Origin of the sequence: Pedosphaera parvula Ellin514, assembly GCF_000172555.1 — a bacterium.
GTDB lineage: Bacteria > Verrucomicrobiota > Verrucomicrobiia > Limisphaerales > Pedosphaeraceae > Pedosphaera.
Map to the genome: position 1 here is coordinate 280624 of NZ_ABOX02000002.1, position 24957 is coordinate 305580.

13 protein-coding genes and 1 pseudogene are annotated in these 24957 nt (G+C 52.3%); 13 read left to right on the forward strand and 1 reads right to left on the reverse strand.

The annotated features are described in order from the left end of the window. Nucleotides 1-6 precede the first annotated feature (6 nt). From CFLAV_RS02280 to CFLAV_RS36795, 6 genes are read left to right on the forward strand one after another with little or no spacing between them, the layout of a single operon-like run. Nucleotides 7-1095: a glycosyltransferase family 4 protein gene (locus CFLAV_RS02280; RefSeq protein WP_160164456.1), complete on the forward strand. Its 1089-nt coding sequence runs from the start codon at nt 7-9 to the stop codon at nt 1093-1095. Beyond that, nucleotides 1092-2210 (forward strand): glycosyltransferase family 4 protein, encoded by a 1119-nt coding sequence (locus tag CFLAV_RS02285; RefSeq protein WP_007412981.1) that lies wholly within the window; start codon nt 1092-1094, stop codon nt 2208-2210. Before CFLAV_RS02280 ends, CFLAV_RS02285 begins: the two co-directional genes overlap by 4 nt. Beyond that, entirely contained in the window at nt 2207-3364 is a 1158-nt protein-coding gene (locus tag CFLAV_RS02290) for a glycosyltransferase family 4 protein (protein ID WP_007412982.1), read from the forward strand. Before CFLAV_RS02285 ends, CFLAV_RS02290 begins: the two co-directional genes overlap by 4 nt. Continuing rightward, nucleotides 3348-4799 carry a phenylacetate--CoA ligase family protein gene (locus CFLAV_RS02295; RefSeq protein WP_007412983.1) on the forward strand — a complete coding sequence of 484 codons (1452 nt, stop codon included), beginning with the start codon at nt 3348-3350 and terminating at the stop codon, nt 4797-4799. Before CFLAV_RS02290 ends, CFLAV_RS02295 begins: the two co-directional genes overlap by 17 nt. 55 nt (nt 4800-4854) lie before the next feature. Beyond that, nucleotides 4855-5907, forward strand: a complete 1053-nt coding sequence (locus tag CFLAV_RS02300) for a glycosyltransferase family 2 protein (RefSeq protein WP_160164457.1) — start codon at nt 4855-4857, stop codon at nt 5905-5907. Nucleotides 5908-5929: 22 nt separating this feature from the next. Next, complete coding sequence (locus tag CFLAV_RS36795) at nt 5930-6052, forward strand: hypothetical protein (protein ID WP_272941463.1); 123 nt, start codon at nt 5930-5932, stop codon at nt 6050-6052. A 27-nt stretch (nt 6053-6079) separates the two neighbouring features. On the opposite strand, the gene CFLAV_RS02305 is transcribed toward CFLAV_RS36795, so the two are convergent. Continuing rightward, complete coding sequence (locus CFLAV_RS02305; RefSeq protein WP_150107226.1) at nt 6080-9010, reverse strand: Ig-like domain-containing protein; 2931 nt, start codon at nt 9008-9010, stop codon at nt 6080-6082. Nucleotides 9011-9552: 542 nt separating this feature from the next. Here CFLAV_RS02305 and CFLAV_RS31685 point away from each other — a divergent pair. The 7 genes and pseudogenes from CFLAV_RS31685 to CFLAV_RS02330 all read left to right on the forward strand — a co-directional run bounded on the left by CFLAV_RS31685 (nt 9553) and on the right by CFLAV_RS02330 (nt 24934). Next, the gene (locus tag CFLAV_RS31685; RefSeq protein WP_007412987.1) at nt 9553-10533 is read left to right on the forward strand and encodes a beta-ketoacyl synthase N-terminal-like domain-containing protein; all 981 of its coding nucleotides are present in this window, start codon (nt 9553-9555) and stop codon (nt 10531-10533) included. Next, nucleotides 10415-12090: pseudogene (locus CFLAV_RS37320) on the forward strand (type I polyketide synthase); the annotation flags it as partial. The gene CFLAV_RS31685 and the pseudogene CFLAV_RS37320, both read left to right, overlap by 119 nt. A gap of 150 nt (nt 12091-12240) precedes the next feature. Continuing rightward, nucleotides 12241-16809: a non-ribosomal peptide synthetase gene (locus tag CFLAV_RS37325; RefSeq protein WP_341849380.1), complete on the forward strand. Its 4569-nt coding sequence runs from the start codon at nt 12241-12243 to the stop codon at nt 16807-16809. Between the two features lie 118 nt (nt 16810-16927). Continuing rightward, the gene (locus CFLAV_RS02315; protein WP_040546511.1) at nt 16928-17173 is read left to right on the forward strand and encodes a hypothetical protein; all 246 of its coding nucleotides are present in this window, start codon (nt 16928-16930) and stop codon (nt 17171-17173) included. 509 nt (nt 17174-17682) lie between these two features. Then, entirely contained in the window at nt 17683-21699 is a 4017-nt protein-coding gene (locus CFLAV_RS02320; RefSeq protein WP_007412990.1) for a DUF7133 domain-containing protein, read from the forward strand. Nucleotides 21700-21715: 16 nt separating this feature from the next. Continuing rightward, nucleotides 21716-22852 carry a c-type cytochrome gene (locus CFLAV_RS02325; protein ID WP_007412991.1) on the forward strand — a complete coding sequence of 379 codons (1137 nt, stop codon included), beginning with the start codon at nt 21716-21718 and terminating at the stop codon, nt 22850-22852. 90 nt (nt 22853-22942) lie between these two features. After that, the gene (locus CFLAV_RS02330) at nt 22943-24934 is read left to right on the forward strand and encodes a sialate O-acetylesterase (RefSeq protein ID WP_007412992.1); all 1992 of its coding nucleotides are present in this window, start codon (nt 22943-22945) and stop codon (nt 24932-24934) included. Nucleotides 24935-24957 lie beyond the last annotated feature (23 nt).

The window sequence follows — 24957 nt, forward strand, 5'->3', positions numbered from 1 at the left end:
ATGCAGGTGACAGACTCACTTGCTCCGGGGGGATTGGAACGTGTGGCAGTAAATCTGGCAAACAGCCTGCCGCGGGAACGTTACCATTCGCACCTCTGCTGCACGCGTGAAGGAGGGCCGCTGGCCAGCCTGGTCAATTCAGATGTTCATAGATTGGATTTGCAACGACGGGGCAGACTGGACTTACGGGCCATCCGGCGTCTCGCGGAATACATTCAGGAACATAAAATCAAGATTTTACATGCGCATGGGACGTCCCTATTCACGGCGGTTCTGGTTTCCCTGCTGAAACCTTATCCAGCAGTTGTATGGCACGATCATTTCGGCAGATATGCAACCGAAACGCGACCGGTCTGGCTATATAGATTAGCCACGCGCCGAGTTGCGGGGGTGATCACCGTCAGCCAGCCACTGGCACAATGGTCGAGAGAGCGTTTGCGCGTGGAAACCGACCGAGTCTGGCGCGTTCCAAATTTTGTATCGGAACCCAGAGCAATTGGAAAACATCCTGAACTTCCTGGTAATTTCGGGCTGAGAATTGTTTGTGTGGCAAACCTGCGCCCTGAAAAGGATCATCCCACACTGTTGGAAGCGATGCGGTGGGTGGTAAAGGAAATGCCTGAAACCCATCTGCTGCTGCTTGGCAGGTCCGGAGATAAAATCTATTCGGCACAGGTCCATAAAATCATTGCCGAGAGCGGACTGGCCGCGAACGTTACGTGGCTGGGTTCGCGCGCTGACGTTCATGAGATCCTGAGAAATTGCGAAGTGGGCGTGCTGAGTTCCTTATCTGAGGGAGCGCCATTGGCATTGATCGAATACGGTTTTGCGGGATTGGCGGTGGTTGCGACGAGGGTGGGGCAGTGCGCTGAAATTCTGGATGAGGGGCGGTGCGGGTTGCTGGTGCCGCCTTCAGCCCCGGAATTGCTGGGCAAGGCGATTCTGACATTAATCAAATCCTGCGTGAAACGAGCGGCGCTGGGCAACCAGTTTAAGCAGCATGTATTGGAGAACTACAGCGAAGGCCGAATAATCAAGCAACTGGATCAAATATACGAAACGGTTTTGAACGGTCGGGGACAGGAGAGAATATGAATGTTCCCGTGTTGTTGGTGGGAAACTTTCTTTCCGCTTCCGGTGGGTCACGCGGCGTATGTGAGGAGCTGGCTTTAAGGTTGTCCGCCAGCGCAACCAAAGTATTAACCACGTCGAACAAGCCGAATAAAATCCTGAGAATCTGCGATATGCTCCGAACCATATTCAAGGTTCGGCATGAATACAAAGTAGCCCAGGTGGATGTTTACAGTGGGCCAGCCTTCATTTGGGCTGAACTTACCTGCGCTTTGCTGCGGAGTTTGAAAAAGCCATATGTCCTCACACTCCACGGCGGGAATCTTCCCAGGTTCTCCAAGGAATGGCCGAAGCGTGTAACAAAATTACTATCATTCGCGGAAGTGGTGACCACTCCATCCAGATATTTGTTGGAGCAGATGATTCATTATCGAGGTGATCTTCTGCTTCTGCCCAATGCATTGGATCTGCAGCGGTATGAATGTAAAATCAGAGATCCGGCGCAACCAAAGCTGGTGTGGCTACGCGCGTTTCATGAGATTTATAACCCCTCGCTCGCTGTTCGGGTGGTTCGGTTTTTGGCAGACAAATTTCCGGAAGTACAGCTAACCATGATAGGCCCGGACAAAGGGGATGGGAGTTTGAAGCAGACTCAAAATCAGGCATACGCCCTGGGAGTTGCGGATAGAATTACGATTGCGGGAGGGGTGCCAAAGGAGAAGGTTGGGGAATGGTTGAACCGCGGAGATATTTTTCTGAACACCACAAATGTTGATAATGCCCCGGTGAGTGTGATTGAGGCGATGGCCTGCGGGTTGTGTGTGGTCAGCACCAATGTTGGCGGATTGCCTTACCTCCTGGATGACGGTTACAACTCCTTATTGACCCCGTCCAATAATGCCGAAGCGATGGCGCTCGCGACGAGACGCATATTAACCAACCCGGCTCTGGGCAGACAACTATCCAAAAATGGACGCACAAAAGCTGAACAGCACGACTGGTCGGTTGTGTTGCCTCAATGGGAAGCATTGTTTCAGTCCATCGCAAAGTCACGACTCTCAGATCATCATCATCGGGATGTATTCAGGAGCAATGAAAACGAGGCGTTGACTCCAATGACGAAGCGGCGATCGTTGTGAAATCACACTGTTACTTCATAGGGACCACACTGGCGGACAATCCGGTGCCTCACCATTTTGTTGCTTTGGCAAACGAGTTGGTGCGGAGGGGAGAGCAGGTCGTAATTCTTGCGCCGCATCGCCGACTGGACCTGGAGGATCACACAGCCAATCCCGCCATCTACACCTGGCCTTCAGAGCGGCCAACCCGAATTGTTGACATGCTCTTTTTATTCCGGTTGATCCGGAAATATCGGCCGGCCTGCATGATTTCAAATTTTGGTGCCGTCAATATCATGATGTTAACTGGATGGCTTACGAGGGTGCCTGCGCGTATAGCATGGTATCACACGATTAGCGGTCAATTAGCGCAGGATAACGTGGCGCCACAATGGAGACAGAAGTTACTTCGGCTGCGGAAGCGGGTGGTGTACCGTGCTGCCACTCACGTGGCGGCGAATTCAGTTGCCAGCGCGAAAGATGTTCAGGAGACGTATGGAGTTTTGGCCTCAAAATGCAGTGTTCTCTTTAACTCGCTGGCTGATCCAAAACTGACGACTCAACTTAAAGACCTGCATCCTGAAAAGGGAAGGTTTGTTTGTGTCGGGAGGCTATTCCCATCCAAGGGACAGGACGTGCTGATTCGGGCACTCGCAATTCTAAAAAGTAAGACCGCGTCATTTCATGTCGATTTTGTAGGGGATGGGCCTGCCCTGGTTGATTTACAACAATTGGCCCGCAGTCTGGGCGTCGAGAAACACTGCACATTTGTCGGCAGGCTGGCACATCCCAAAGTTCTAAATCGGATGGCGACCGCGGTGGCTACCATTGTGCCAAGCAGAAATGAGGCTTTTGGCCTGGTTAACATCGAATCGATGGCCGTGGGAACACCCATCATTGCTTCGAAAGTGGGAGGCATTGTTGAAATTGTAAGAGATGGCGTGGATGGGTTCCTGGTCTCCCCGGATGATCCGCAATCCCTGGCGGATAAGCTTTATGCTCTGATGAGTAATCCCGACCTGCGTAGGGAAATGTCGTTGAATGCGAGAAAGCGTTTTCTCGCCACGTTTGAACAACATCATGTTATCCAACAACAGGCGGATTGGCTGGAAGCAATCATGGCAGGTGAACCCAAGCCGGCAATCGTGGATGTGAGCTATGGCACATTATCTTGAAAAGATTTATCCCTTTGTTCCCATTCCAATTCAAAACCTTGGAATATCGCTCTATGGCCTGGCTTGGAGGCACGAGCGATTAGGCGGGGATTTCGGTAAATATGTGACTGGGTTTCAAAAGCGCTCGGGCTGGACAGCAGAAAGAATGCAAGGATATGTCGCAGGGGAGTTGCAGCGGGTTCTCATCCGAGCTTATAAGGAGGTGCCCTATTACAAGAAGGCATGGGCCTCCGTCGGCGTTACTCTTTACGACCTGGATCGGATGACAGTCGAGGGGTTGTCGAAGTTGCCGATCACGTCCAAATCAGATTTAAGAGCGGCTCCGGATGCATTTGTTGCCAGTTGTGCCCTGGCGGGAGGCAAGCTCCATCGCTATCACAGCAGCGGCAGTACAGGAACGCCGATCACTTCCATATGCTCAGCGGAGGATCATAGGAGATTTATTGCGGCCAGGGAGGCACGGTCGTTTAACTGGGCTGGGTCAACGATTCATGCGTCTCGGGCCATGATCGGCGGCAGGATGGTTGTTCCCAGAGGAGTGGCCCAACCTCCGTTCCATCGGTATAATTGGGCTGAGCGCCAGGCTTATTTTTCAGCCTATCACATTGCACCCGCGCACGTGCCGGATTATGTGAAGGCGTTCAACACTCACCAGCCCCGGCTGCTGACCGGGTACGCGAATTCCTATTACCAGCTCGCCAGGATGATGAATGAGCAGGGAATCAAACTGAATTACGCACCAGATGCCCTGGTCTTGTGCAGTGAGAAACTGACGCCGGAAATGAAGGGAGTAATCAGGCAGGCTTTCCGGGCGCGTGCCTATGAAGAGTATGGCGCCGTTGAAAACTGTGTGCTGGCCACGGAATGCAAGCATGGCAGTTTGCATGTCAGTCCCGATTTTGGAGTGATGGAAATTGTCGATGATGAAGGAAAACCCGTTCCTCCAGGGCAGGAAGGCAGAATTTTATGCACCTCGTTGCTGAATGAGACGCAGCCACTTATTCGATATGAGATTGGAGATATCGGCGTCTGGGCCGAAGGGAACTGCCAATGTGGGCGGGATCAATTACCAATACTAAAAGAGTTGGTTGGACGATTGGAGGACGTGGTAGTAGGACCTGATGGTCGCGAAATGGTTCGATTCCATTGGATGTTTATCAATATGCCCAATGTTTTGGAGGGGCAGGTCGTTCAGGAGGATTTGGATCGATTTACAGTCAAGGTGGTGGGGACAGGCAGTTTTAATGCAGAAGATGAGGCAATGATACGAGACGGTTTGTGGAAAGGTTGGGGGAGAGTAAATGTGGTCATCGAGAAGGTTAACGAGATACCCCGGACAGAACGGGGAAAAATCAGGGCGGTTATTTCCAAATTGAAGCCGGAACAACATAAACAAATCAAGATGAACGCTGAGCAGGCGGGTCTCGTTTCCTGAAACAAGAGCGAGCGGCCATTCAAGGAATATGGAAGCGGGATTGGAAAAATCTTTTTTGCCTCAAAACGAAATCGCGCGGGAACTTCCGTTCGTGAGTATTATCATGCCGGTGTTTAACGAAGAGCGTTACATCGGAGGCATACTCGATGCAGTGCTTAAGCAGGACTATCCATCCGAGCGGATGGAAATCATTGTTGCTGACGGAGCATCGACCGACCAGACCCGTGATATTATAGTCTCGTTTCAAAGAGGACATGGGAACCTGCGTTTGATTTACAATCCTGACCGCATCGTTTCGACAGGATTGAATCGGGCGATCGGCTGCGCGCGAGGGGAGATCATTGTTCGGTTGGACGGACACTGTGAATATCCCAAGGACTATCTCCGCCGAGTGGTGCTACTGAGAGAGCGACTGGGGGCCGATAGTGTCGGGGGCACCCTGGTTCCGATCGGATCGGGGTATATACAAAGCGCCATCGGAGCTGCGTATTATTCTCCGGTGGGAATTGGCGGAACGGCGCTCAAGGCTGTGGATGGGGTGGAAACGGTGCGCGAGGTCGATGCAGTGCATGGTGGTTGTTGGCGGGTGGAGAGATTACGCAAGGTGGGAGGTTTTGATGAGGAAATGGTGCGAAACCAGGATGATGAACTGAGTTTTCGGTTGCGCAAGGCCTCCGGTCGCATCTATCAGTGTACCTCCATCAAGGTGAAATATCACGTGCGTGACAGCTTTAAAAAATTGTTCATGCAGTTCGCGCAATATGGTTATTGGAAAGTCAGGGTGGTGAAGAAGCACCCGAAACAGGCCAGCGCGCGGCATTTCGTGCCGGCCTTGTTCGTGTTGTTCATCACCGGTTGCGCATTGGCTGCCCCTTTTACCCTGTACGCATTGTATGGGTTGTCGGGTGGCTTGGGGATATATCTTTCCGTGCTCGGTGTGGTGTCATTCCTGCAAACAGCATCAAAGGACCGAAAACTTTGGCCGGGAATAGTGTTGGCGTTGTGCTCGATGCATTTCGGATACGGAGGAGGGTTTGTTCTGGGTTGGGTGAGGTCGTGGATAGGGCCCCTGCCAACGGATTCCATATTTGAGCGAACCACACGTTGACTTAATGCCGGTGGATTACAGCATGCCAATCGCGCCAAAAGGTTCCTCGAACAGCCTGGCGACAGAGGATGCGAAGGCTTATAAAAAGTTTTGCGCCGCTGGCAGGCAATTCGGTGAAATTGCCCGACCAGCGGCGCAGATTTAAGACCAGTGCTCGACTGGCTGGTTATACTTAGATAGTGCGATAGAACTTGGACCGAAAGGACGATGCACTGTTATCAGTGAACGCAATCAGTCCGTCGTTGCCGGCACTTACATTGCCCAAGGTCACCCAGGTCTGCAGATCGGAGGAGACCTGGAGATTGTAATTGGTTCCAGGATTGCCCTTCAAGACCACCTGGACTGAGCCGTCGGCCTGTTTTTGCAGGGGAACGCTGGCTGTGCGAACGGGAGCCGCCTGAACGGTGATCGTTGCAGTAGCACTGCTGCTATTACCCGAGCTGTCAGTCAGCGTGAAGGTAAACGTATCCGAGCCGGTAAAACCCGACTTGGGCGTATACAGGATGCCGCCGTCACAGGAACTCACGGTACCGCCTTGAGTCGTGTAGGGGCTGGCAATGCTGACCAGGATGGTGTCCTTGAACAGATTGGTAGTTCCCTGGAACGAGGTGGAGGTGAATTGAGTCGTGGTGTTGCCATTGGCCGTCAGAGTGATGCTGTTCGCAGCGACGTCTTTGGGCACGAATGTTGGATCGTTCGAGACGATAATACGATCAAGTGTCGCATTGGCTTCGCGGCCGCGGAACTTGATCGAGTGGCTACCCTGGGAGAGGGTGAAGGTTCTCGGGTTCAGCGCGAGTGGCTGTCCAGTGGTGCCACGTCCGTTCACGGCTGTCCATTGCCAGTTATTGGACCAGACACCTTCGGCATCGTCATAGACATCTTCGGTGCCGCCATCCACGGAGACATAGAAGGAGTCGGCTGCGAACGAAGGTGAAAGCACCTTGCCCCAGATGTAGTAAGTGCCGGCGACAGGAACGTTCACGATGAACGTGACGCTGCCCTGTTCAGCAGTGGTGGTCGCAACGTAACGCTGAGAAGAATTCTGAGCGTTGGTGAATACCGTCATGGGGGCGACGAGGAGACCGGCTTCGGCTTCCAGAGGAATTGTGACCGTCTGGGCTGGAGCAGTGGGGGCAGTCACCGTGAGCGGGAACGTGGTGGTGCTGGAGGCGCTACCGTCGTTCACAGTAATGGTGATGTTGGCCGTGCCGGACTGGTTAGCAGCCGGAGTAACCGTGACCGTGCGATTGGAGCTGCTGCCGCCAAAGACGATGTTCGCATTAGGAACAAGCGTCGGATTGGAGGAAGTGCCCGCGAGGGTCAGGCTGGTGGCAGCCGTTTGCGCATCACTGACTGTGAAGGCAATCGCCGCGGTGGCCTTATTGGTTACGGTCGTCTGAGCGGTGATGGTAGAAATCACCGGAGGCGTATTGACGGGAGTAGCCGAAACAGTAACCGTGAAGGTTTTGCTGCTCGTAAGGCTGCCGTCGCTGACGGTGACCGTGATGTTGGCTGTGCCGGACTGGTTGGCAGCCGGAGTAACCGTGACCGTGCGATTGGAGCTGCTGCCGCCAAAGACGATGTTCGCATTAGGAACGAGCGTCGGATTGGAGGAAGTGCCCGCGAGGGTCAGGCTGGTGGCAGCCGTTTGCGCATCACTGACAGTGAAGGCGATCGCCGAAGAGGCAGTGCCCGCATTGAGGGTCTGGTTGGCGATGCTGGAGATCACCGGCGCCGAATTGGTGGCCGGAGGAGGTGTATTTGTTACCGAGCTGGTGGGCAACAGAACATAGGCGCCGAAGTTCGGCCCGGCAGCAGGAGGAGCAGAGGCCCCGACTGGAGCGGCAACTGGGAGACCCATCATAGGCACCATGATCGAACCGCCGTTATAGGTTCCCTTGACTACGGGAGTGCCGTAGAAGTTCTGGGCGCTATGCACTTCGTAAGCCGTGCCGACAGGTAGCACCTGGCTGACATCGACAGCCACGGAGTTCAGCTTTTCCCAGTTGTAAACGAGGATGTTGGCGCGTCCCGGCTCGTACTTGTTAGGACGAACAGCGATAACGTTCTTCGTTGGCGTTGTGGTCAGGTAACTATTGTTTGGATAGCTGCTCTGCGTGAGGCCGATGGTGGCACTGAGGAAGGTATTACCCGCCAGAGTCATGTTAGCGTTGGCGTTGAACATGGTGCTGGTCTGGAAGTAATTGCCCTGGCAAATGGCATTCGCAGAACCGCCGTCATAGCCCAGAAAGAAATCTGAACTGGTTCCCTGAGTGTCATAAATGAAGTTGGTGCGGACGACCGGATTTTGAGCCTGTCCCTGATAAGGGCCGATCAACAGATTTTGTTGATGCGAATTGGCCAGTGCGCCGTTCAGGAAGAAGGCGGAACCTTCGATGGTGAAGTTGTCGGCGATAGGACTGGCGGATCCAGTAGCTTGCATGCCCAGGGCGTAGTTGTTAAAAACGAGACTGTTTTCGACATACTTGACTGCCGGGGCTACGTTCTGTGCATAGATTCCATGACCGTGACCACGATCGGCACCCTGCCACCCATTGTAATAGGAGAGCATGCCATAGACCTCGGTATTTCCAGCGGCCGTATTCATGCCTAAGCCGCCACCGATATTATCATGAATAACCAGGTTGATCAGCTTGCAGTTCGGGGCTCGCAGGTCGACTCCGCTCACGCAGAAGTCGATTTGCTTGCCGTCATAGGGAGCCCACCAGGTTGTGGGGAAAGGGCCGGTTTGAGTGCTGGTGCGGGTCGGAATCCATCCACTGGCGAATTGTTGGGAGTCCATGACTTCGAATCCCCAATAATTGACATAGCCACCGGTGCTTTGCGTGAGGTTGCCGTCAATGGTCGCGCGTTCGCCAGGATATTGCCGGACCGTGATGGGGGCAGCGGATGTGCCGGACAAACTGCTGGTGAACTTGGTGGGACGGTTTAACTGACGATGAACACCGCCGCGCAACCAGATGGTATCACCAGGTTTAACGCTGGAAGCTGGTTCAACGCAGTCTGGAGATCCCACGGGCTGCTGGCGCTTCCGGTGCCGGAGGCGGTGCCGTGGGGGAGACATAGAACTCGGTGGCATGCTCTTGCCAGCGAGGCTGCGAGACCAAGTGTGACCAGAACTGAGGCTTTCAGAGTAGAACCAAATTTCGGAACCCGAAATTGGTTGGTTTTAAATTGTTGATTATGGGCCTTGCCACGGTATTGCACGCGGGCAGCCACACAACGAGAGCACGGACACTGTGTTTTCATTATGATGTTCTTAAGTATTTCTTATGTTACAAATGCAAAACTTCTCTAGGATGAATTGCACACAGGCTCAAATGAGCGTCGCCATGGTATGCGGGGTGTGATGAATGGTCATTGGAAAAGGCTGTAGGAATACTCCCGTTTTTTTGTAGGTCGATGTCTTACAAAAAATCGGCGGCACTGGAGGACCATACTTTCTGCCCACGAATGCGACTGACTTTCAATCGACCCGAGAAGAGTTGGAATCGGAACTTCAAAAGGCGACATGCCGGTTTGTTTCTGATGAAGCAAGCCACCTTGGGAGGAATTTAATCTACGAATGAGCCCGATAAGCAAGGGGCTCAGTACACCAATGCAAATGAAAGGAACTACAATATGATAGAAACAGTGACAGAAGGCATCGCCATCATCGGGATGACCGGGCGGTTTCCTGGCGCTTCAAACATTGAGGAGTTTTGGCGAAATCTTGCTACTGGTGTGGAGTCCATTTCCACGTTCAGCGATGATGAACTGGCGGCTTCCGGATTGGATGTGGCGGCAATCAGGAAAACACCTGGTTATGTTGCTGCACGTGGTATTTTGAAGAATGCCGAATGGTTCGATGCGGCATTCTTTGGGATGAATTCGAAGGAGGCGGAGGTTACAGATCCACAGCAAAGACTCTTCCTGGAAGGAGCCTGGGAGGCATTGGAGCATGCCGGGTATGATCCTGAGAGGTACGCGGGTTCTGTTGGTGTGTATGCCGGCATGGGAAACAACACCTATTACATTAATAACCTGCACTTGCGTCCGGATGTCCTCGAGTTGGTTGGTCCGATGGCAACGATGATGGGCAACGAGAAGGATTATCTGACGACGCGCGTTGCGTATAAACTTAATTTAAAGGGCCCTGCAATTAATGTTAATACCGCCTGTTCGACATCATTGGTGGCGGTGTGCCAGGCGTGCCAGAGTTTGCTGAACTATCAATGCGACATGGCGCTCGCAGGCGGCATTTCTGTCTCCTTTCCGCAGAAGCGCGGTTATTTTTATCAGGAAGGTGGGATCACATCCTCCGACGGACATTGTCGTGCGTTCGATGCTCAGGCACAAGGAACCGTTTCGAGCGACGGACTGGGAATAGTGGTGTTGAAACGTTTGGCTGAGGCTATCAAGCATGGGGATCAAATTTATGCCGTAATCAAAGGTGTGGGGCTGAACAACGATGGTTCCTTCAAGGTGAGCTTCACTTCTCCAAGTGTTGGCGGTCAGGCTGAGACCATTGCCCTCGCCCAAGCCCAAGCCCGGTTTCGACCCCGATACCATCACCTATGTCGAAACGCATGGTACGGGCACACCATTAGGCGACCCGATTGAGATTGCAGGTTGGCCCAGGCATTCGGTGACGCAGGCGGAAAAAGTAAATTTTGTGCGATTGGTTCAGTTAAGTCCAATATTGGTCACTTGGATACCGCCGCCGGCGTGGCAGGACTGATCAAGGCAGTGTTGGCGCTGAAAAATAAGCAGCTGCCACCCAGTCTGCATTACACGAAGCCCAATCCGAAAATTGATTTTGAGAACAGCCCGTTCTTTGTGAATACGCAATTGACCGACTGGAATCCGGGAGGGATTCCCCGTCGAGCAGGTGTCAGTTCATTCGGTCTGGGGGGCACCAATGCACATGTGGTCTTGGAAGAGCCGCCGACAATGCCTGCTTCAAGTGCATCCCGTGAGTGGCAATTGCTGCTGCTGTCAGCAAAAACGAAGTCGGCTTTGAACGATGGGACCGCCAACCTGACAGCCCATTTCAAAGCCAATCCTGGGCTCAAACTCGCGGACGTGGCCTACACCCTTCAGGTTGGAAGAGGGGTATTTGGCCATCGGCGAATGCTGGTATGCCGTAATGCTGCCGATGCAATCAAGACGCTGGAATCAGGGGACTCCAAGCGTGTGTTCACACAGCGCTCGGCTCTGAAAGATGTCCCCGTGTTTTTCCTGTTTCCAGGCCAGGGGGCACAATATGTGAGCATGGGGGCAGACCTTTACCGCACTGAACCAGTTTTCAAGGAAGAAGTTGACCGTTGCAGGAAACTCCTGCAGCCACAACTGGAGCTGGATCTGCATCAGATTCTATTTCCCCAGCCGGAACAGGCTGATCTGGCGAAGGAACTTTTGGTGCAAACCCGCACCACCCAGCCCGCGCTGTTTGTGGTTGAATATGCCTTGGCCAGGCTTTGGATGTCATGGGGCATCAAACCGAAAGCAATGATCGGCCATAGCGTGGGTGAATATGTCGCCGCCTGTCTGGCAGGTGTATTCACGTTGGAAGAAGGGCTGAGGTTGGTTGCCAGCCGCGCCCGGTTGGTGCAGGCGCAACCTGGCGGAGTGATGCTGGCGGTCAGGCTGTCTGAGGATGAATTGCAATCTCTGCAGGTCGATGACCTTTCCATTGGCGCAGTCAATGCCGCAAACCTGTGTGTCGTGTCAGGGCCAACCGGGCAGATTGAAAAGTTGGAAAAGGAACTGGACGCCCGGAACATCGGCAACCGCCGTCTATCGACATCGCATGCGTTCCATTCGACGATGATGGAGCCGGTGGTGTCACCCTTTTTGGAACTGTTAAAGAAGGTAACTTTCAAAGCCCCGACCATTCCGTACGTGTCGAATGTCACAGGCAAATGGATTACCCCTGCCGAGGCAACCGACCCGGTTTATTGGGCTCGACATGTGCGAAAGACTGTTCGATTTGCGGAAGGTGTTACAAAGTTATTGGAGGATTCACAAGCGATCCTGCTGGAGGTCGGACCGGGCAAGACGTTGACAACTTTGGTGCTTCAGCATGCGGCAAGGTCTCCTGACCAGATGGTGATATCCTCCATGATGCCCGGGAAAGACGAGGGGCAGGAAATGCTGAATGCGCTTGGAAAACTTTGGCTCGCAGGCGCCACCGTGGATTGGCCGGGCTTCTATCAGCAGGAGAGCCGCTGTCGAGTTGCGCTCCCGACCTATGCGTTTGAACGGAGCCGGTTCTGGATTGAACCTCCTGCCGTGAACACAAGGCAATTGGCTGCCCTGGCAAATCCAATGAGAGAAGTAGCGACTGTTTACGAAGTGGCAAGGAGCGCCCTCACAATCGAAGAAAGTCGGAATGGGATCACACGGAGCAGTCGGTTGGAGCATGCACTCAAGGGGCTTTTTGAGGAAATTTCGGGAATACAGATTTGCCATTCATCACGTTCGGAAGCATTTGTGGAGCTGGGTTTTTATTCCCTCTTACTCGCACAGGCAAGCCAGTTCATTCAGAAGCGATTTGGCATCGAGGTCACATTCCGACAGCTACAGGAGGAGTTATCCACCTTAAAGGATTTAGCTCAATATCTCGATGTCCGGTTGCCCGCAGAAACACCAGCTGTTGGTCAAGGAAAAGTTGAAGAGGTCGAGATTCCGCCGGCATCCACTGGATCAGAAAGCCAAACGAGTTCAGAGCCTACGATCTTTCCCTTGACTGAAGGGCAGACCGAGTTGTGGCTGGCCGCGCAGTTGGGGGCGGATGCTTCCCGCGCATTCAACCAAAACTTCCTCCTGCATCTTAGGGGCCAATTGAGGCAGGAATTCCTGATGCAGGCTCTTCAGGAAGTTGTAAATCGGCACGATGCCTTGCGGACCACCTTTCTTCCCGACGGGAAGGAGCAACAAATTGCAGCCCATCTAGAGATCGAGGTTCCATTTGTGGATTTGTCATCCATTGCTGAGCCAACCCGCGACCAAAAAATCAGAGAACTACTCAAGGAAGAGGATGAATTCACCTTCGATCTGGCGAAGGGACCGCTGTTTCGCGCAAAAATAATCAAGGTTTCCACCGAATACCATATGCTCGTGATTTCATCCCACCATATTGTAATGGATGGATGGTCAATGGGAGTTGTCTTTAATGAGGTTAGTAGAATCTATTCGGCAAAACTCGAAGGAAAGGCGGGGTTGCTCGCGCCAGCCATGCAATTTAAGGAATATGTGGAATGGCAACAGGGGACAGAGGCCTGCAAGAAAAGTGCGGAAGCAGAGGCGTATTGGCTGCGGCAATATGAAACTGTGCCAACCAACCTGGAATTGCCTGCGGATAACGCGCGTCCCTTGAATAAGACCTATAAAGCTGGCACCGAGTGCCTGGTGATTAGTTCCGCTCTTTATAAGACTTTGAAAGAAGCAACAGTGGAGCAAAGGTGCACGCTTTTTACTTATCTGCTCGCGAGTTTCAATGCCTGGCTTTATCGGTTGAGCGGGCAGGAGGATATTGCCATTGGCGTTCCCACTGCCGGGCAAATTGCCGCCGCGAACCATGGCCATTCAGGAAACAGAATGCTCCTGGGTCATTGTGTAAACCTCCTTCCATTTCGCAGCCGTTGTAATGGGGCAATCGCATTCAAAGATTACCTGAAGGAGGTCAAGCGAGTGGTTCTGGAAGGCTATGAGCACCAGCACCTCACTTATGGCAGACTGGTGAACAAGCTGAATCTGCCGCGAGATACGAGTCGCCTGCCATTAATTTCCATGACTTTCAATGTTGTGCAGGTCACGAATGGCGTCCATTTCAGTGGATTGGAATCAGAAATTGGGCTGTTAACCAAAAGTTGCAACTTCTTCGATATCACATTCGACTTGATGGATTCGGAAAAGGATCTCCTGATCGAATGCCGTTTTAACCTGGATTTGTTTGGCCCGGGCACAATCAAAAAGTGGTTGAAGCATTGGAAGACCATGTTGGAAGCCGCGGCAGCGAATCCGGCACAGCAGATCTGCGCCATTCCACTTTTAGATGAGGCTGAGCGCAAACAAATCCTCTGTGATTGGAATGATACGGATAAGGATTATCCAAAATCCAAGTGCTTGCACCATTTGATCGAGGCACAGGTGGAACGGACGCCTAAAGCGGTGGCCGTGCAGTTTGAGAGCAGCCAACTGACCTACGATGAACTGAACAAAAAAGCGAATCGTTTAGCCCATCACCTGAAAAGGTTGGGAGTGGGGCCTGAGACGCTGGTGGGATTATGTGTTGATCGTTCGTTGGAAATGGTGGTCGGTTTGCTCGCCATTTTAAAGGCGGGAGGTGCTTACGTTCCTCTGGATCCACATTATCCAAAGGAACGTCTGGCTTTTATTCTGCACGATTGCCGGACGCCCGTGCTTTTGACCCAACAACGTTTGCTGGAAAGCCTGCCCAAGCTGATTCCAGAATCCGAGACGAGTTCCAATGCGAAAACGCCGACCGTTATTTGTCTTGATTCCGATTTATTGACCGTTGAGCAAGGAGATGAGAGGAATCCCAAGACGACTGTCAGCGCTGAGAATGCAATCTACGTGATTTTCACATCCGGCTCAACTGGACAGCCGAAGGGGGTGCTGATTTCGCATCGGTCGTTCATAAACTTTCTAATCGGCATGCAGCAGGAACCGGGGCTTGAAAAGGACGACGTGATTCTGGCAGTAACCACGCTTTCCTTTGATCCCGCAGGATTGGAATTGTGGCTGCCTCTCGTGGTTGGAGCAAAAGTGGTGATTGCCAAATCTGATGTAGCCATGGACGCGAAGCGGCTCTCAAAGCAACTCGCTGCCTGTGGAGCCACGTTATTGCAGGCGACCCCTGCCACCTGGCAACTCCTGCTTGATTCCGGTTGGACAGGCAGTCCGAATCTCAAGATTCTCTGTGGCGGGGAGGCATGGTCGAACGAGATGGCGGGGCAGCTTCTGCCCAGGTGCAGGTCATTGTGGAACATGTATGGCCCAACCGAAACGACCGTTTGGTCGGCAGCCACCAGAGTGGAAAAAGCTGAAGTGCCGCTGATCGGCAAATGCATTGCGAACATGCAGTACCATGTTTTGGATTCCCAATTGCAGCCAGTGCCAATTGGTGTGCCCGGAGAGTTGCATATAGGCGGGGATGGACTGGCCAGAGGATATTTGAACCGGGAAAAGCTTACCGGCGAAAGGTTCATTCCCAATCCATTCAAGGCCGATCCAAAATCGCGTTTATATAAAAGCGGCGATCTGGTCAGATATCGTGAGGATGGAAGAATAGAGTTCCTGGGACGTATGGACAACCAGGTGAAAATCCGTGGCCACAGGATTGAACTTGGTGAGATCGAAAGCACGTTGCGCAAGCATGCCGCTGTGCGCAATGTCGTGGTTGCGGCACAGGAGTTGGCACCGGGTGATAAACGCCTGGTAGCCTATTTGGTGCTGGAGGAGTCAGAGACCGTCACCACAGCGGCACTGCGACAGTTCGTAAAGGGGCAACTACCGGAGTATATGATTCCTTCGGCTTTCATGGTGCTGGAGAAATTTCCCTTAACTCCGAATGGCAAGGTGGACCGGAAAGCGCTGCCACTGCCGGATTCCCGGCGCACGAGCAAGAGCTCAGTGGCTCCGCGTGACCCCCTCGAATTGCAACTCGCGCAGATTTGGGAAAAGATTTTTAACATGCGCGATAGCATCGCGATGATTCTTTCCTGGCGGCACTCGCTGCTCGCGATACGTCTTTTGCTCAAATCGAGAAATTTACCGCAGAACCTGCCATTGGTCACGCTGTTCCAGGCGCCAACGATCGAACAATTGGCCGGTGTGCTACGACAGCAAGGCTGGGAATCTCCATGGTTATCATTGGTGCCGATTAAAGCGGATGGCGCCAAACCACCGTTTTACTGCGTGCATGGGGTGGGGGGAAATATTTTGGAATACATGGATTTGGCCAAATACATGGATGCTGATCAGCCGTTTTACGGTTTACAAGCGATCGGTCTGAATGGCAAGCGACCATGGCACAAAAGCGTGGAGGAAATGGCCAGCCATTATGTTGAGGAAATCAAGGCCTTTCAACCGCGCGGACCCTATTATATTGGCGGATCATCGTTCGGCGGCCTCGTGGCGTTCGAGATGGCCCAACAACTCAAAGCGAAAGGAGAGGAAGTTGCGTTGCTGGCCTTTTTCGATACTCGTGCGCCAGGGTATCCGAGGTATTTAGCGAACGTATCGGCCTGGAAACTCAAGTTGAACCAGCTGGCGCATCGAGTGGCACTGCATTGGGGAAATTTCAGGGCTGCGCGAGGTGTTGAGAAAATAACATATATTAAGACCAAGGCGCAGAGATGGTACCGCAGCCAGATTTGGAGTTTCAATCGGATGCGGCGGCGTTGGAAGGAAAAGTTCGAGAGCATTTTTTGGCCCAAGGCGATTAAAGAAGCGCAGAAAAAAGGACTGCAGGCGGCCTGTGTGTATGTGCCTTCCAAATATGACGGGAGCGCGACCTTGTTTCGTGCAACCGGACAGATCAAGGGGATTTACCCGGATCCAACACTAGGCTGGAGTGAACTGATCGGGAAGGGTTTGGAGATCTACGACACCCCAGGCCACCATGGAGCAATTGTAAGAGAACCGCGAGCGCGGGTGCTGGCTGAGCAGCTCAAAGAGAGTCTGCGCAAAACCCAGGCGGCAGTGATGCTCCGGCGGGAGCATGTGAATTCAAAAAAGCCGCATGCCAATAGTAACAGGAACGGTCAAACCCAGGAGCCTGCCGTCCCGGAAGAAAAAGAAGTCGGGCAGATTCTGATTACACCTTCAGGAACAACAAACGCGGAAGAACTTGCTTCCTGCCAGGCGTGACTTTCGTTGGACCAGAATCCAGGAGAAACAGCCAATAAGCTCCGTGGTCAAATCCTGGCTTTGGTTGCCAGAAGCTGGTTTTTTATGAAGTGAAAAAATGCCTTTAAAAACTATGCATATGAAGGCGCTATTGCAGCAGATCGAAACGGGATTTTATTTTAAGAGTCCGGGGCAATGGACGGCGAGCACCCGGGAGGCTTATGATTTTAAGTCATCCCTGAATGCGCGGAGTTACTGTGTCCGGTGCAAAATGCCTGGACTGCAAATCCGCCTGAAGTTTGAAGAGGACAAATACGACATTGTTTTACCCACGGAGTACCCAATCACCAACGAGGAATTCAAAAGGCCCCGAATTAATATTTAAGCTCACTCCGAGAACTCATAACAACCCATCCCTGCATAGCGGGGGTGGGTTTTTTTGGGTCCAGGCGGGACTGTAATCGATGGCTCCGCCGAATCGGGTAATTAAAAAAACGTAGGTGAAGTACTTTTAATCTACCCCACTGTGCAGAGAGATGGTAAAACGATTTTGAATTCCGGTGATCGAACAGAGCCGACCGTGGGATCGGCTCAGTTTTAAATTAAGTTATGCTTTCTTAAATAATAATGTATCTGGTTCGTCAGAACTTTTTCATATGCGATTAAAATCGTTTCGTCTTGGTGCCTGGTTGCCCGTCCTGCTCATGCCTCCCGGCTGAGTCCCGCTTCCCCTTTGAGCGCTGAGGAAGTGAAGCCGATTCGTGCGTGTTGGTAATTGGAGGATGTTGCCACGACTATCCCCAGCAGAAGAGGATTTTAACGGAAGGGATTTCTGCCCGGGCCAATGTTGAGTGGACAATTGTGCATGAGGGTGATGGATCCACTTCGCACAGGATGAGTATTTACGAGGACCCGGATTGGGCGAAGGGATACGATGTGGTGGTGCATGACGAATGCTTCTCGGATGTAAAAGACAAGGATTTTGTGGAAGGGATTCTCGAGCCACACCGGGAGGGTTTGCCTGCAGTAAACCTGCATTGTGCGATGCATTGTTACCGGGTGAGTTTCGATGACTTCAAGGACTGGTTTGAATTTACCGGCCTGGACAGCCGGGGGCATGGAGCGCAGTTGCCGATTGCACTTACCTTTGTTGATCCTGAGCACTCGATAACCAAGGGGATGCAAAATTGGACGACCATTCATGAGGAGCTTTATAACAATGTTCAAATTTGGAAAACAGCGAAGCCGCTGATTTATGGCCAGCAGGGAAATGACAAGAACATGGTCGCGTGGGTGAATGATTATCATGGAACCCGGGTATTCAGCACCACGCTTGGCCATAACAACGAAACGGTTGGTGATTCCCGGTATCTGGATCTGGTTACGCGCGGTCTGTTGTGGTCGGTGAATAAATTGAATGCTGATTATATGAAGCCGGCTAAACGTGTGCTTGCGCCGGTGAAGCCTGGAAAGAAGGTAATTGTTCCCGAGAATTTGGCGCTGAATAAACCGGCAACAGCTTCAGCCTCACAAGGCGGTCATGATCCCGTTCATGCCGTGGATGGGGAAACGGATACGCGGTGGTGTGCGCCCGACAATGGAAATGGCTATTGGTGGCAGGTGGATTTGCAAAAGGCGGAAGAGATTACCGGGTGCAAAATTGCGTGGGAAAGAGGGGGGGTGGCCTATCAATACAAAGTAGAAGGTTCGGCTGATGAAAAGACCTGGCAGACTTTTGTGGAAGTAAATGGCAACGAAGGACGGCCTGAAAACGATACACACAAGTTTGAAGCCAGTAATGTGCGATACGTCCGAATCACAGTCACAAAGGCACCAGAAGGTGCCTGGGCCAGCTTTTGGGAGTTCGAAGTTTTCGGAAAGAAGATGGTGGAAAAGGCCGCGAATCAGAACGATTCACGCCTGGCTGGAGTCAAAGTGCCAGCTGGCTTCAACAAGACTATTTTTGCGGGGCCGCCGGATATCAGCTATCCAACCTGCATTGCCGCAACTCCTTCAGGTGAGGTCTTTGTCGGAGTCGATCAGAACGGGTCGCTGGATGTTCAGCCGAATCGGGGTTGGGTGGTTCGTTGCCTGGATACAGATGGAGACGGGATAGCGGACAAGTTTAACATATTCGCGAAGATGGACAGTCCGCGCGGAATTGTTTTTAACCACAATACATTATACGTGATGCATCCGCCCGTGTTAGAGGCGTTTTATGATGATAACGGGGATGGTGTGGCGGACCGCTCGGAAGTGCTGGTGAGCGGATTGGGAAACAGCCTTAAATTTCGTGGCGCGGATCATACCTGCAACGGGGTAAGGATGGGAATCGATGGATGGCTTTACGTTGCGCTGGGCGATTACGGGGCCCTCAAAGCAGTGGGCAAGGATGGAACAGAGTTGCAAGTTCATGGCGGAGGCATTGTGCGGGTGCGCCCGGATGGCTCCGAGCTTGAGTTGGTATCCGAGGGAACACGCAACATATATGATGTCGCGATTGATCCATTGATGAATATTTTTACGTGCGACAATACCAATGACGGTGACGATTGGAACGTGCGGTTGAGTCACATGGTTCAGACAGCGAACTATGGATATCCCAGACTTTTTAGGAATTTTTCAGATGAGATCATGCCAACCATGGTGGATTATGGCGGCGGGTCGCCGACGGGCGCTTTATTTGTGGATGAACCAGGCTTGATGTCTGGTTTGCTCGCCTGTCAGTGGGGGTGGAACAGCGTGACCCATCATCCGCTGCAAGAGAGCGGAGCTACCTATAAGGCTGAGCGAGAGAATTTTGTTGAATTGCCGAGGCCGACTGGAATTGATGCCGACGGAGAGGGCAACTTGTATGTAGCCAGTTGGAAGGGCGCAACATTTACCTACAACGGGCCGGATGTTGGCTTCATCTTGCGGGTCAATCGGAACGATTACAAGCCGACTCCATTTCCAGATTTGAAAAAGGCAAATGAGATCCAACTCGTCCAGTATTTAGCTTCGCCCAGTGCGGCTTGGAGATTCCATATTCAACAAGAGATTCTTCGTCGAGGCAGGAGCAAGGTGGTTTCACAGGAACTGGAAAAACTGGCTGAGTCAAAGGAAAGTCTGGCTGTGCGTGTGGCAGCGATCTATACCCTTAAGCAACTGCTGGGGGTCGATGCGCAAGCAGCATTGGTAAAAATATCGAAGGATCAACAGGTCCGTGAATATGCGTTGCGCGCGATGGCAGATCGAAAGAAAGAAGCCGCCAAGATTCCGACGAAGACTTTCACAGCGTCACTGAATGACCAAAACCCCCGCGTGCGCCTGCAGGCAATTATTGCGCTCAACCAACTTGGAAGAACCGAGGCCGCGGATGCAATCCTGCCTTTGACCATGGCTTCAGATCCTGCCATTGCGCATGTGGCATATCGCGCACTCGCCGCGCTCAAGGCAACAGACACCTGTCTCAAAGCTCTTGATCAAACGAATGCCCTTTTGATTCCTGGCGCGATGCGGGCCTTGCGAAACATGCATGACGAGAAGACTGTGGATGGATTGATCCAACGACTCGCCCAAACCGAAGGCACGGTGCATCAAGCTGTCCTGACTGCATTATGCCGGCTCTATTATCGTGAATCGGATTGGGATGGATCGTGGTGGGGGACACGCCCAGACACCAGCGGTCCTTACTTCAAATGGAGCACCTGGGAACAGAGTGATAAAATCGGCAAGGCGCTGCGGAATGTGGTCGCGCAAGCCGATGAACCAACATTGCAATTCCTGCTCGCGCAGTTTAAAGCTCACAAGATTGATTTTCCAGACCTTGCGCCGATTGTAATCAAAGCTGCAACTCAAGAGCCAAAGCTTCGTTCCGCCGTCGTTCAGTTTTTGACCCAAAGCAGCTCCTATAGCCGGGAAACGATTTCATTCTTGGAAACAGTCGCTTCGAATTCCAAGGAGGAGTCCAGCGTGCGCCTTGATGCGTTCAAAGGATTGGAACGGGCTTCGGACAAATCGGAAATTATGGATGCGACGGTGCGTGTACTCAGCGTTGCTGGAGGGGAGGAGAATAAAGAGTTTTCCAAGGGTTTGCGCGAGGCTTTTATTCGTGACGGGCGTCATGCAAAGAACGTCGGATACTTTGAAACACTGGCGGCCACACAAAATGAAGGTCAGGTTGAACTGGCTTACGCGGTCCTGCTTCAAATTGCGGGAAACACCAAGGCACCGAAGCAGGCAAAAACTTCGGCACAACGAGCGATCGATGAGGCTTGGAACTCAGCAAATTTGGCCAGGCTTTTGCGGGCCGTTGGCGATAGTGGTTCCATAATTTATACCGAGCAAGCCAAGGCACGTGTCAATGATGCCAACCAGGAAGTTGCGGCTGCGGCCAGATACGCTTGTGAAAAACTAAGTGCGAACCCGGTTGTCAGGCAGAATTCTGACACTAAGGATACCATCGCTAAATTGTCTTATGAAGAAGTTGTGCAGAGAGTTGTTAAAGCCAAAGGAGAAGCCAAGGTTGGCGCCCATCTTTTCCAGACTGTAGGTTGTGTTAAATGTCATACCACTTCAAAAAGTGAACCCTTAAAAGGACCATTCCTGGGAGACATCGCCACTCGCTACAGCAAAACCGAAATCATCGAATCCATTCTTCGGCCCAACGCGCAAATCGCGCAGGGTTTTGTCACGACAACCGTGCAAACGAAGGATGAGGCGGAATACGATGGCTTTATTGTTCGTGAATCTGGAGATGAACTTGAGATTCGCAATATAGTTGGTGCCACCGTGATTGCGAAGAAGGACATTACCAAACGGGGGACCCGGACCATTTCGATCATGCCGGAAGGCCTTTTTGATCAGTTGACACCCGAGGACCTGGCGTCGCTTCTGGCCTATCTGCAATCATTCACCAAGAAATCATAACCAAACATATTGCTGAATGATGCGTTCCCTTGTTTTGAGCTTTGGACTCTGCTTCGGGTTACTGAGCGGCAGTGTGAGGTGCGTGGCGGATAGCGGAGCTTCGGAATCTGACCGCACCGCGATTGCCATTGAAGCCTTGAGCCGGTTAAAAGGAATGGATCTTGAAACCAAGCCTTCCCTGAAGGCGGCGGTGATGAAGGTTTTGGATTCCACGCGTGGCACCACAAACTTCGTCACGATTGTGCGTGATTTTCAGTTGCAAGACCAGAATGTGGGCCTGCTTGAAGTGGCGGTGAAGTATCCCGCCGAGGAGTCCGGAGTGGAAGCGATGCGGTTGGTGTTGTCCAGCCATGAGCTCACTCAACTAAATGCATTTCTGCAAAGCACGAACGCGGCGGTTCCCAAAGCTATTGAGGCCATGGGAAATACTCGTGAAAAAGACATTGTGCCAGTGCTTTTGCCCATGGTGGGGAACAACCAACGTGATGTCAGCGTTCGGCGGCAAGCGGTGAAATCCCTGGCTCTAGTTCAGGAGGGCGCTACCGGACTGCTGCAATTGGCACAGGAGGATAAACTGCCGAATGATGTTAAGTTCGTGGCGACCTCTGAGCTGAATCAGGTGCGCTGGCCGGAACTTAAAGCCAAGGCGGCGCAGGTGTTGCCACTTCCGCAAGGCAGGAATACTGAATCGTTGCCGCCAGTAGCCGAATTGCTCAAGAGAACGGGTGATTCCGCCCATGGTGCAGAGGCCTTCGCGCGGCAGGAGGTTGGTTGCATTAATTGTCATCGTGTGAAAGACAAGGGCGTGGACCTCGGTCCAGCCTTGACTGAAATTGGTGACAAACTGGGCAAGGATGCGTTGTTTGAAGCGATTTTGGATCCCAGCGCCGGGATTGCATTTGGTTATGAGGCGTGGCAGCTCGAGTTGAAAAATGGAGATGAAGCTTTTGGCATTATTGTGAGCGAGACCGCTGAGGAAATTACCATCAAGGACACTAAAGCCATTCCAACGCGCATCAAGAAAAGCGAAATTGCCAAACGGCAACAGATGAAGACTTCCATTATGCCGGCAGGACTGCAGCAAACCATGTCCACGCAGGAGTTGGTGGATTTGGTGGAGTATCTTTCCAGGTTAAAGAAAGCGACTCATTGAATTCGACCTGTTATTTCGCTCAACGCTGGCCACGTCGTCGATACAGATGGCCTTGACATTGAAACCTGATCGTGAGATTCACAATCATCTATGTTCCCCCGAAAAATAATCTGCTTCATCCTTGTTCTCGTCGCGTTTACTGCGCCTGAGGCGCTGCACGCAGCGGGAGACGCGAATCACCCCTTCGTTCACCCTTTATTTGCCGATCACGCGGTGTTGCAACGCGGCATCCGCATTCCAGTTTGGGGTTGGACTCAACCCGGTGAGAAAGTAAAGGTTTCCATGGGCAAAAAAAGTGCCATTGCAGTGGCTGATGCCGATGGGCGATGGGAGGCGAAGATTGGTCCATTCAAGGCAGGAGGACCTTATACCCTTACCGTGAGCGGTCTCGAGACGGTTACTATTAATGAGGTGTTAATTGGGGATGTTTGGATTTGTTCCGGCCAGTCGAACATGGAAATGGGGATCGGGGCTTGCAATGTCACCAACGATATTGCACAGGCAAATTTTCCACAAATTCGCCTGCTGACAGTGCCGCGGTTAATTACCACCAAACCGGCACAGACTTTGGAGTGCCAATGGCTTCCTTGTAATCCGGCGAATGTGATGAAGGGACAGTGGGCCGGTTTTTCCGCGGCGGGATTCTTTTTTGGCCGGGAACTTCAGCAGGAACTTAAGATTCCAATTGGTCTGATTCATACCTCATGGGGTGGCACTGTGGCCGAGGCTTGGACCAGTCAGGAAGGTCTTAAGCCGTTGGGTGATTTCAACGCTCAACTGGAGCAGGTTAACAAGGTCAATACTTTGAACAAAGATGAGGATCCTTCGAAGGAACTGGAGAAGTGGTACGCGCATAACGATCCAGGAACCGCGCAACATTGGGAGAAAGGTGATGCAGACTATTCAAATTGGAAGAGCGCCAGCATGCCGCAGGCATGGGAGCAGGCCGGGTTGCCGAATTATGATGGCATCGTTTGGTTTCGGCACACCTTTAATCTGCCTGATGATTGGACAGGCAAAGACCTCACCTTAAGTCTGGGAACGATCGATGACATGAACACCACCTGGGTAAATGGTGTCAAGGTCGGTCAGAACAATCAATATACAGTGGATTGTGTTTACCAGGTGCCTTCAACCATCCTCAAAGCTGGCGAAAACGTAATCACCATCCGGGTGCTGGATACCGGCGGCCCGGGTGGTCTTACCGGTAAACCGGCGCAAATGCACGTGGCTCCGCGCAAGGATGCAGGCGCAACACCGATTTCATTGGCGGGTCAATGGCAGATGCACGACTCCGCGCCGCTCGCGAAACTTCCAGCTGTCCCCCAGATATGGAACCGCAACAATCCGAATGTCAGTACCGTGCTCTACAACGGTATGATTTCTCCTTTGTTGCCTTTCGGGATAAAGGGCGCCATTTGGTATCAAGGTGAGTCCAATGCAGGACGGGCTGAACAGTATCGAAAATTGTTGCCGGCCATGATCCAGGACTGGCGCAATCGCTTTGAGGTGGGAGAATTTCCATTTTACATCGTGCAATTGGCCGCGTTCACACGAACAGCAGCTGAACCGCGCAACAACGAATGGGCGGAGTTGCGGGAGGCACAAGCTTTGACGGCGAAGAACGTGCCGCATGCGGGCCTTGCTGTCGCAATCGATATTGGCGACGCAGCGGATATTCATCCCAAGGATAAGTTGGATGTCGGACGCCGGTTGGCCCTTTGTGCCCTGGCCGATACCTACGGAAAAAAGATCGAATCGTCTGGTCCGTGGTATAAATCGATGAAAATCACGAAGCAGGGGGTTTGTTTGAGCTTTGACCACTTGGCTGGCGGCCTGGTGGCGAAGGGGGACAAACTCACAGGCTTTGCGATCGCAGGGGACGATAAAAAGTTTGTCTGGGCAGATGCTGTTATCGACGGAAAGAATATATTCGTATCCTCTCCCAAAGTGAAAAAACCGGTGGCCGTGCGTTACGCCTGGGATGCCAACCCGGTTTGCAATCTTTATAACAAGGCGGGATTACCAGCCGTTCCTTTCCGCACTGATGACTGGCCCATGTTGACCAAGAATAATAAATGAATGGACAAGGTCGTGGGGAAAGA

What these genes read in the sequence shown, in the direction of transcription:
- CFLAV_RS02285 (WP_007412981.1), top strand. Translation starts at nt 1,092, where the DNA reads ATGAATGTTCCCGTGTTGTTGGTGGGAAACTTTCTTTCCGCTTCCGGT.
- CFLAV_RS02295 (WP_007412983.1), top strand. Translation starts at nt 3,348, where the DNA reads ATGGCACATTATCTTGAAAAGATTTATCCCTTTGTTCCCATTCCAATT.
- CFLAV_RS36795 (WP_272941463.1), top strand. Translation starts at nt 5,930, where the DNA reads ATGCCAATCGCGCCAAAAGGTTCCTCGAACAGCCTGGCGACAGAGGAT.
- CFLAV_RS02305 (WP_150107226.1), bottom strand. Translation starts at nt 9,010, where the DNA reads ATGCCACCGAGTTCTATGTCTCCCCCACGGCACCGCCTCCGGCACCGG.
- CFLAV_RS31685 (WP_007412987.1), top strand. Translation starts at nt 9,553, where the DNA reads ATGATAGAAACAGTGACAGAAGGCATCGCCATCATCGGGATGACCGGG.
- CFLAV_RS37325 (WP_341849380.1), top strand. Translation starts at nt 12,241, where the DNA reads ATGAGAGAAGTAGCGACTGTTTACGAAGTGGCAAGGAGCGCCCTCACA.
- CFLAV_RS02315 (WP_040546511.1), top strand. Translation starts at nt 16,928, where the DNA reads ATGAAGGCGCTATTGCAGCAGATCGAAACGGGATTTTATTTTAAGAGT.
- CFLAV_RS02320 (WP_007412990.1), top strand. Translation starts at nt 17,683, where the DNA reads ATGAGTATTTACGAGGACCCGGATTGGGCGAAGGGATACGATGTGGTG.
- CFLAV_RS02325 (WP_007412991.1), top strand. Translation starts at nt 21,716, where the DNA reads ATGATGCGTTCCCTTGTTTTGAGCTTTGGACTCTGCTTCGGGTTACTG.
- CFLAV_RS02330 (WP_007412992.1), top strand. Translation starts at nt 22,943, where the DNA reads ATGTTCCCCCGAAAAATAATCTGCTTCATCCTTGTTCTCGTCGCGTTT.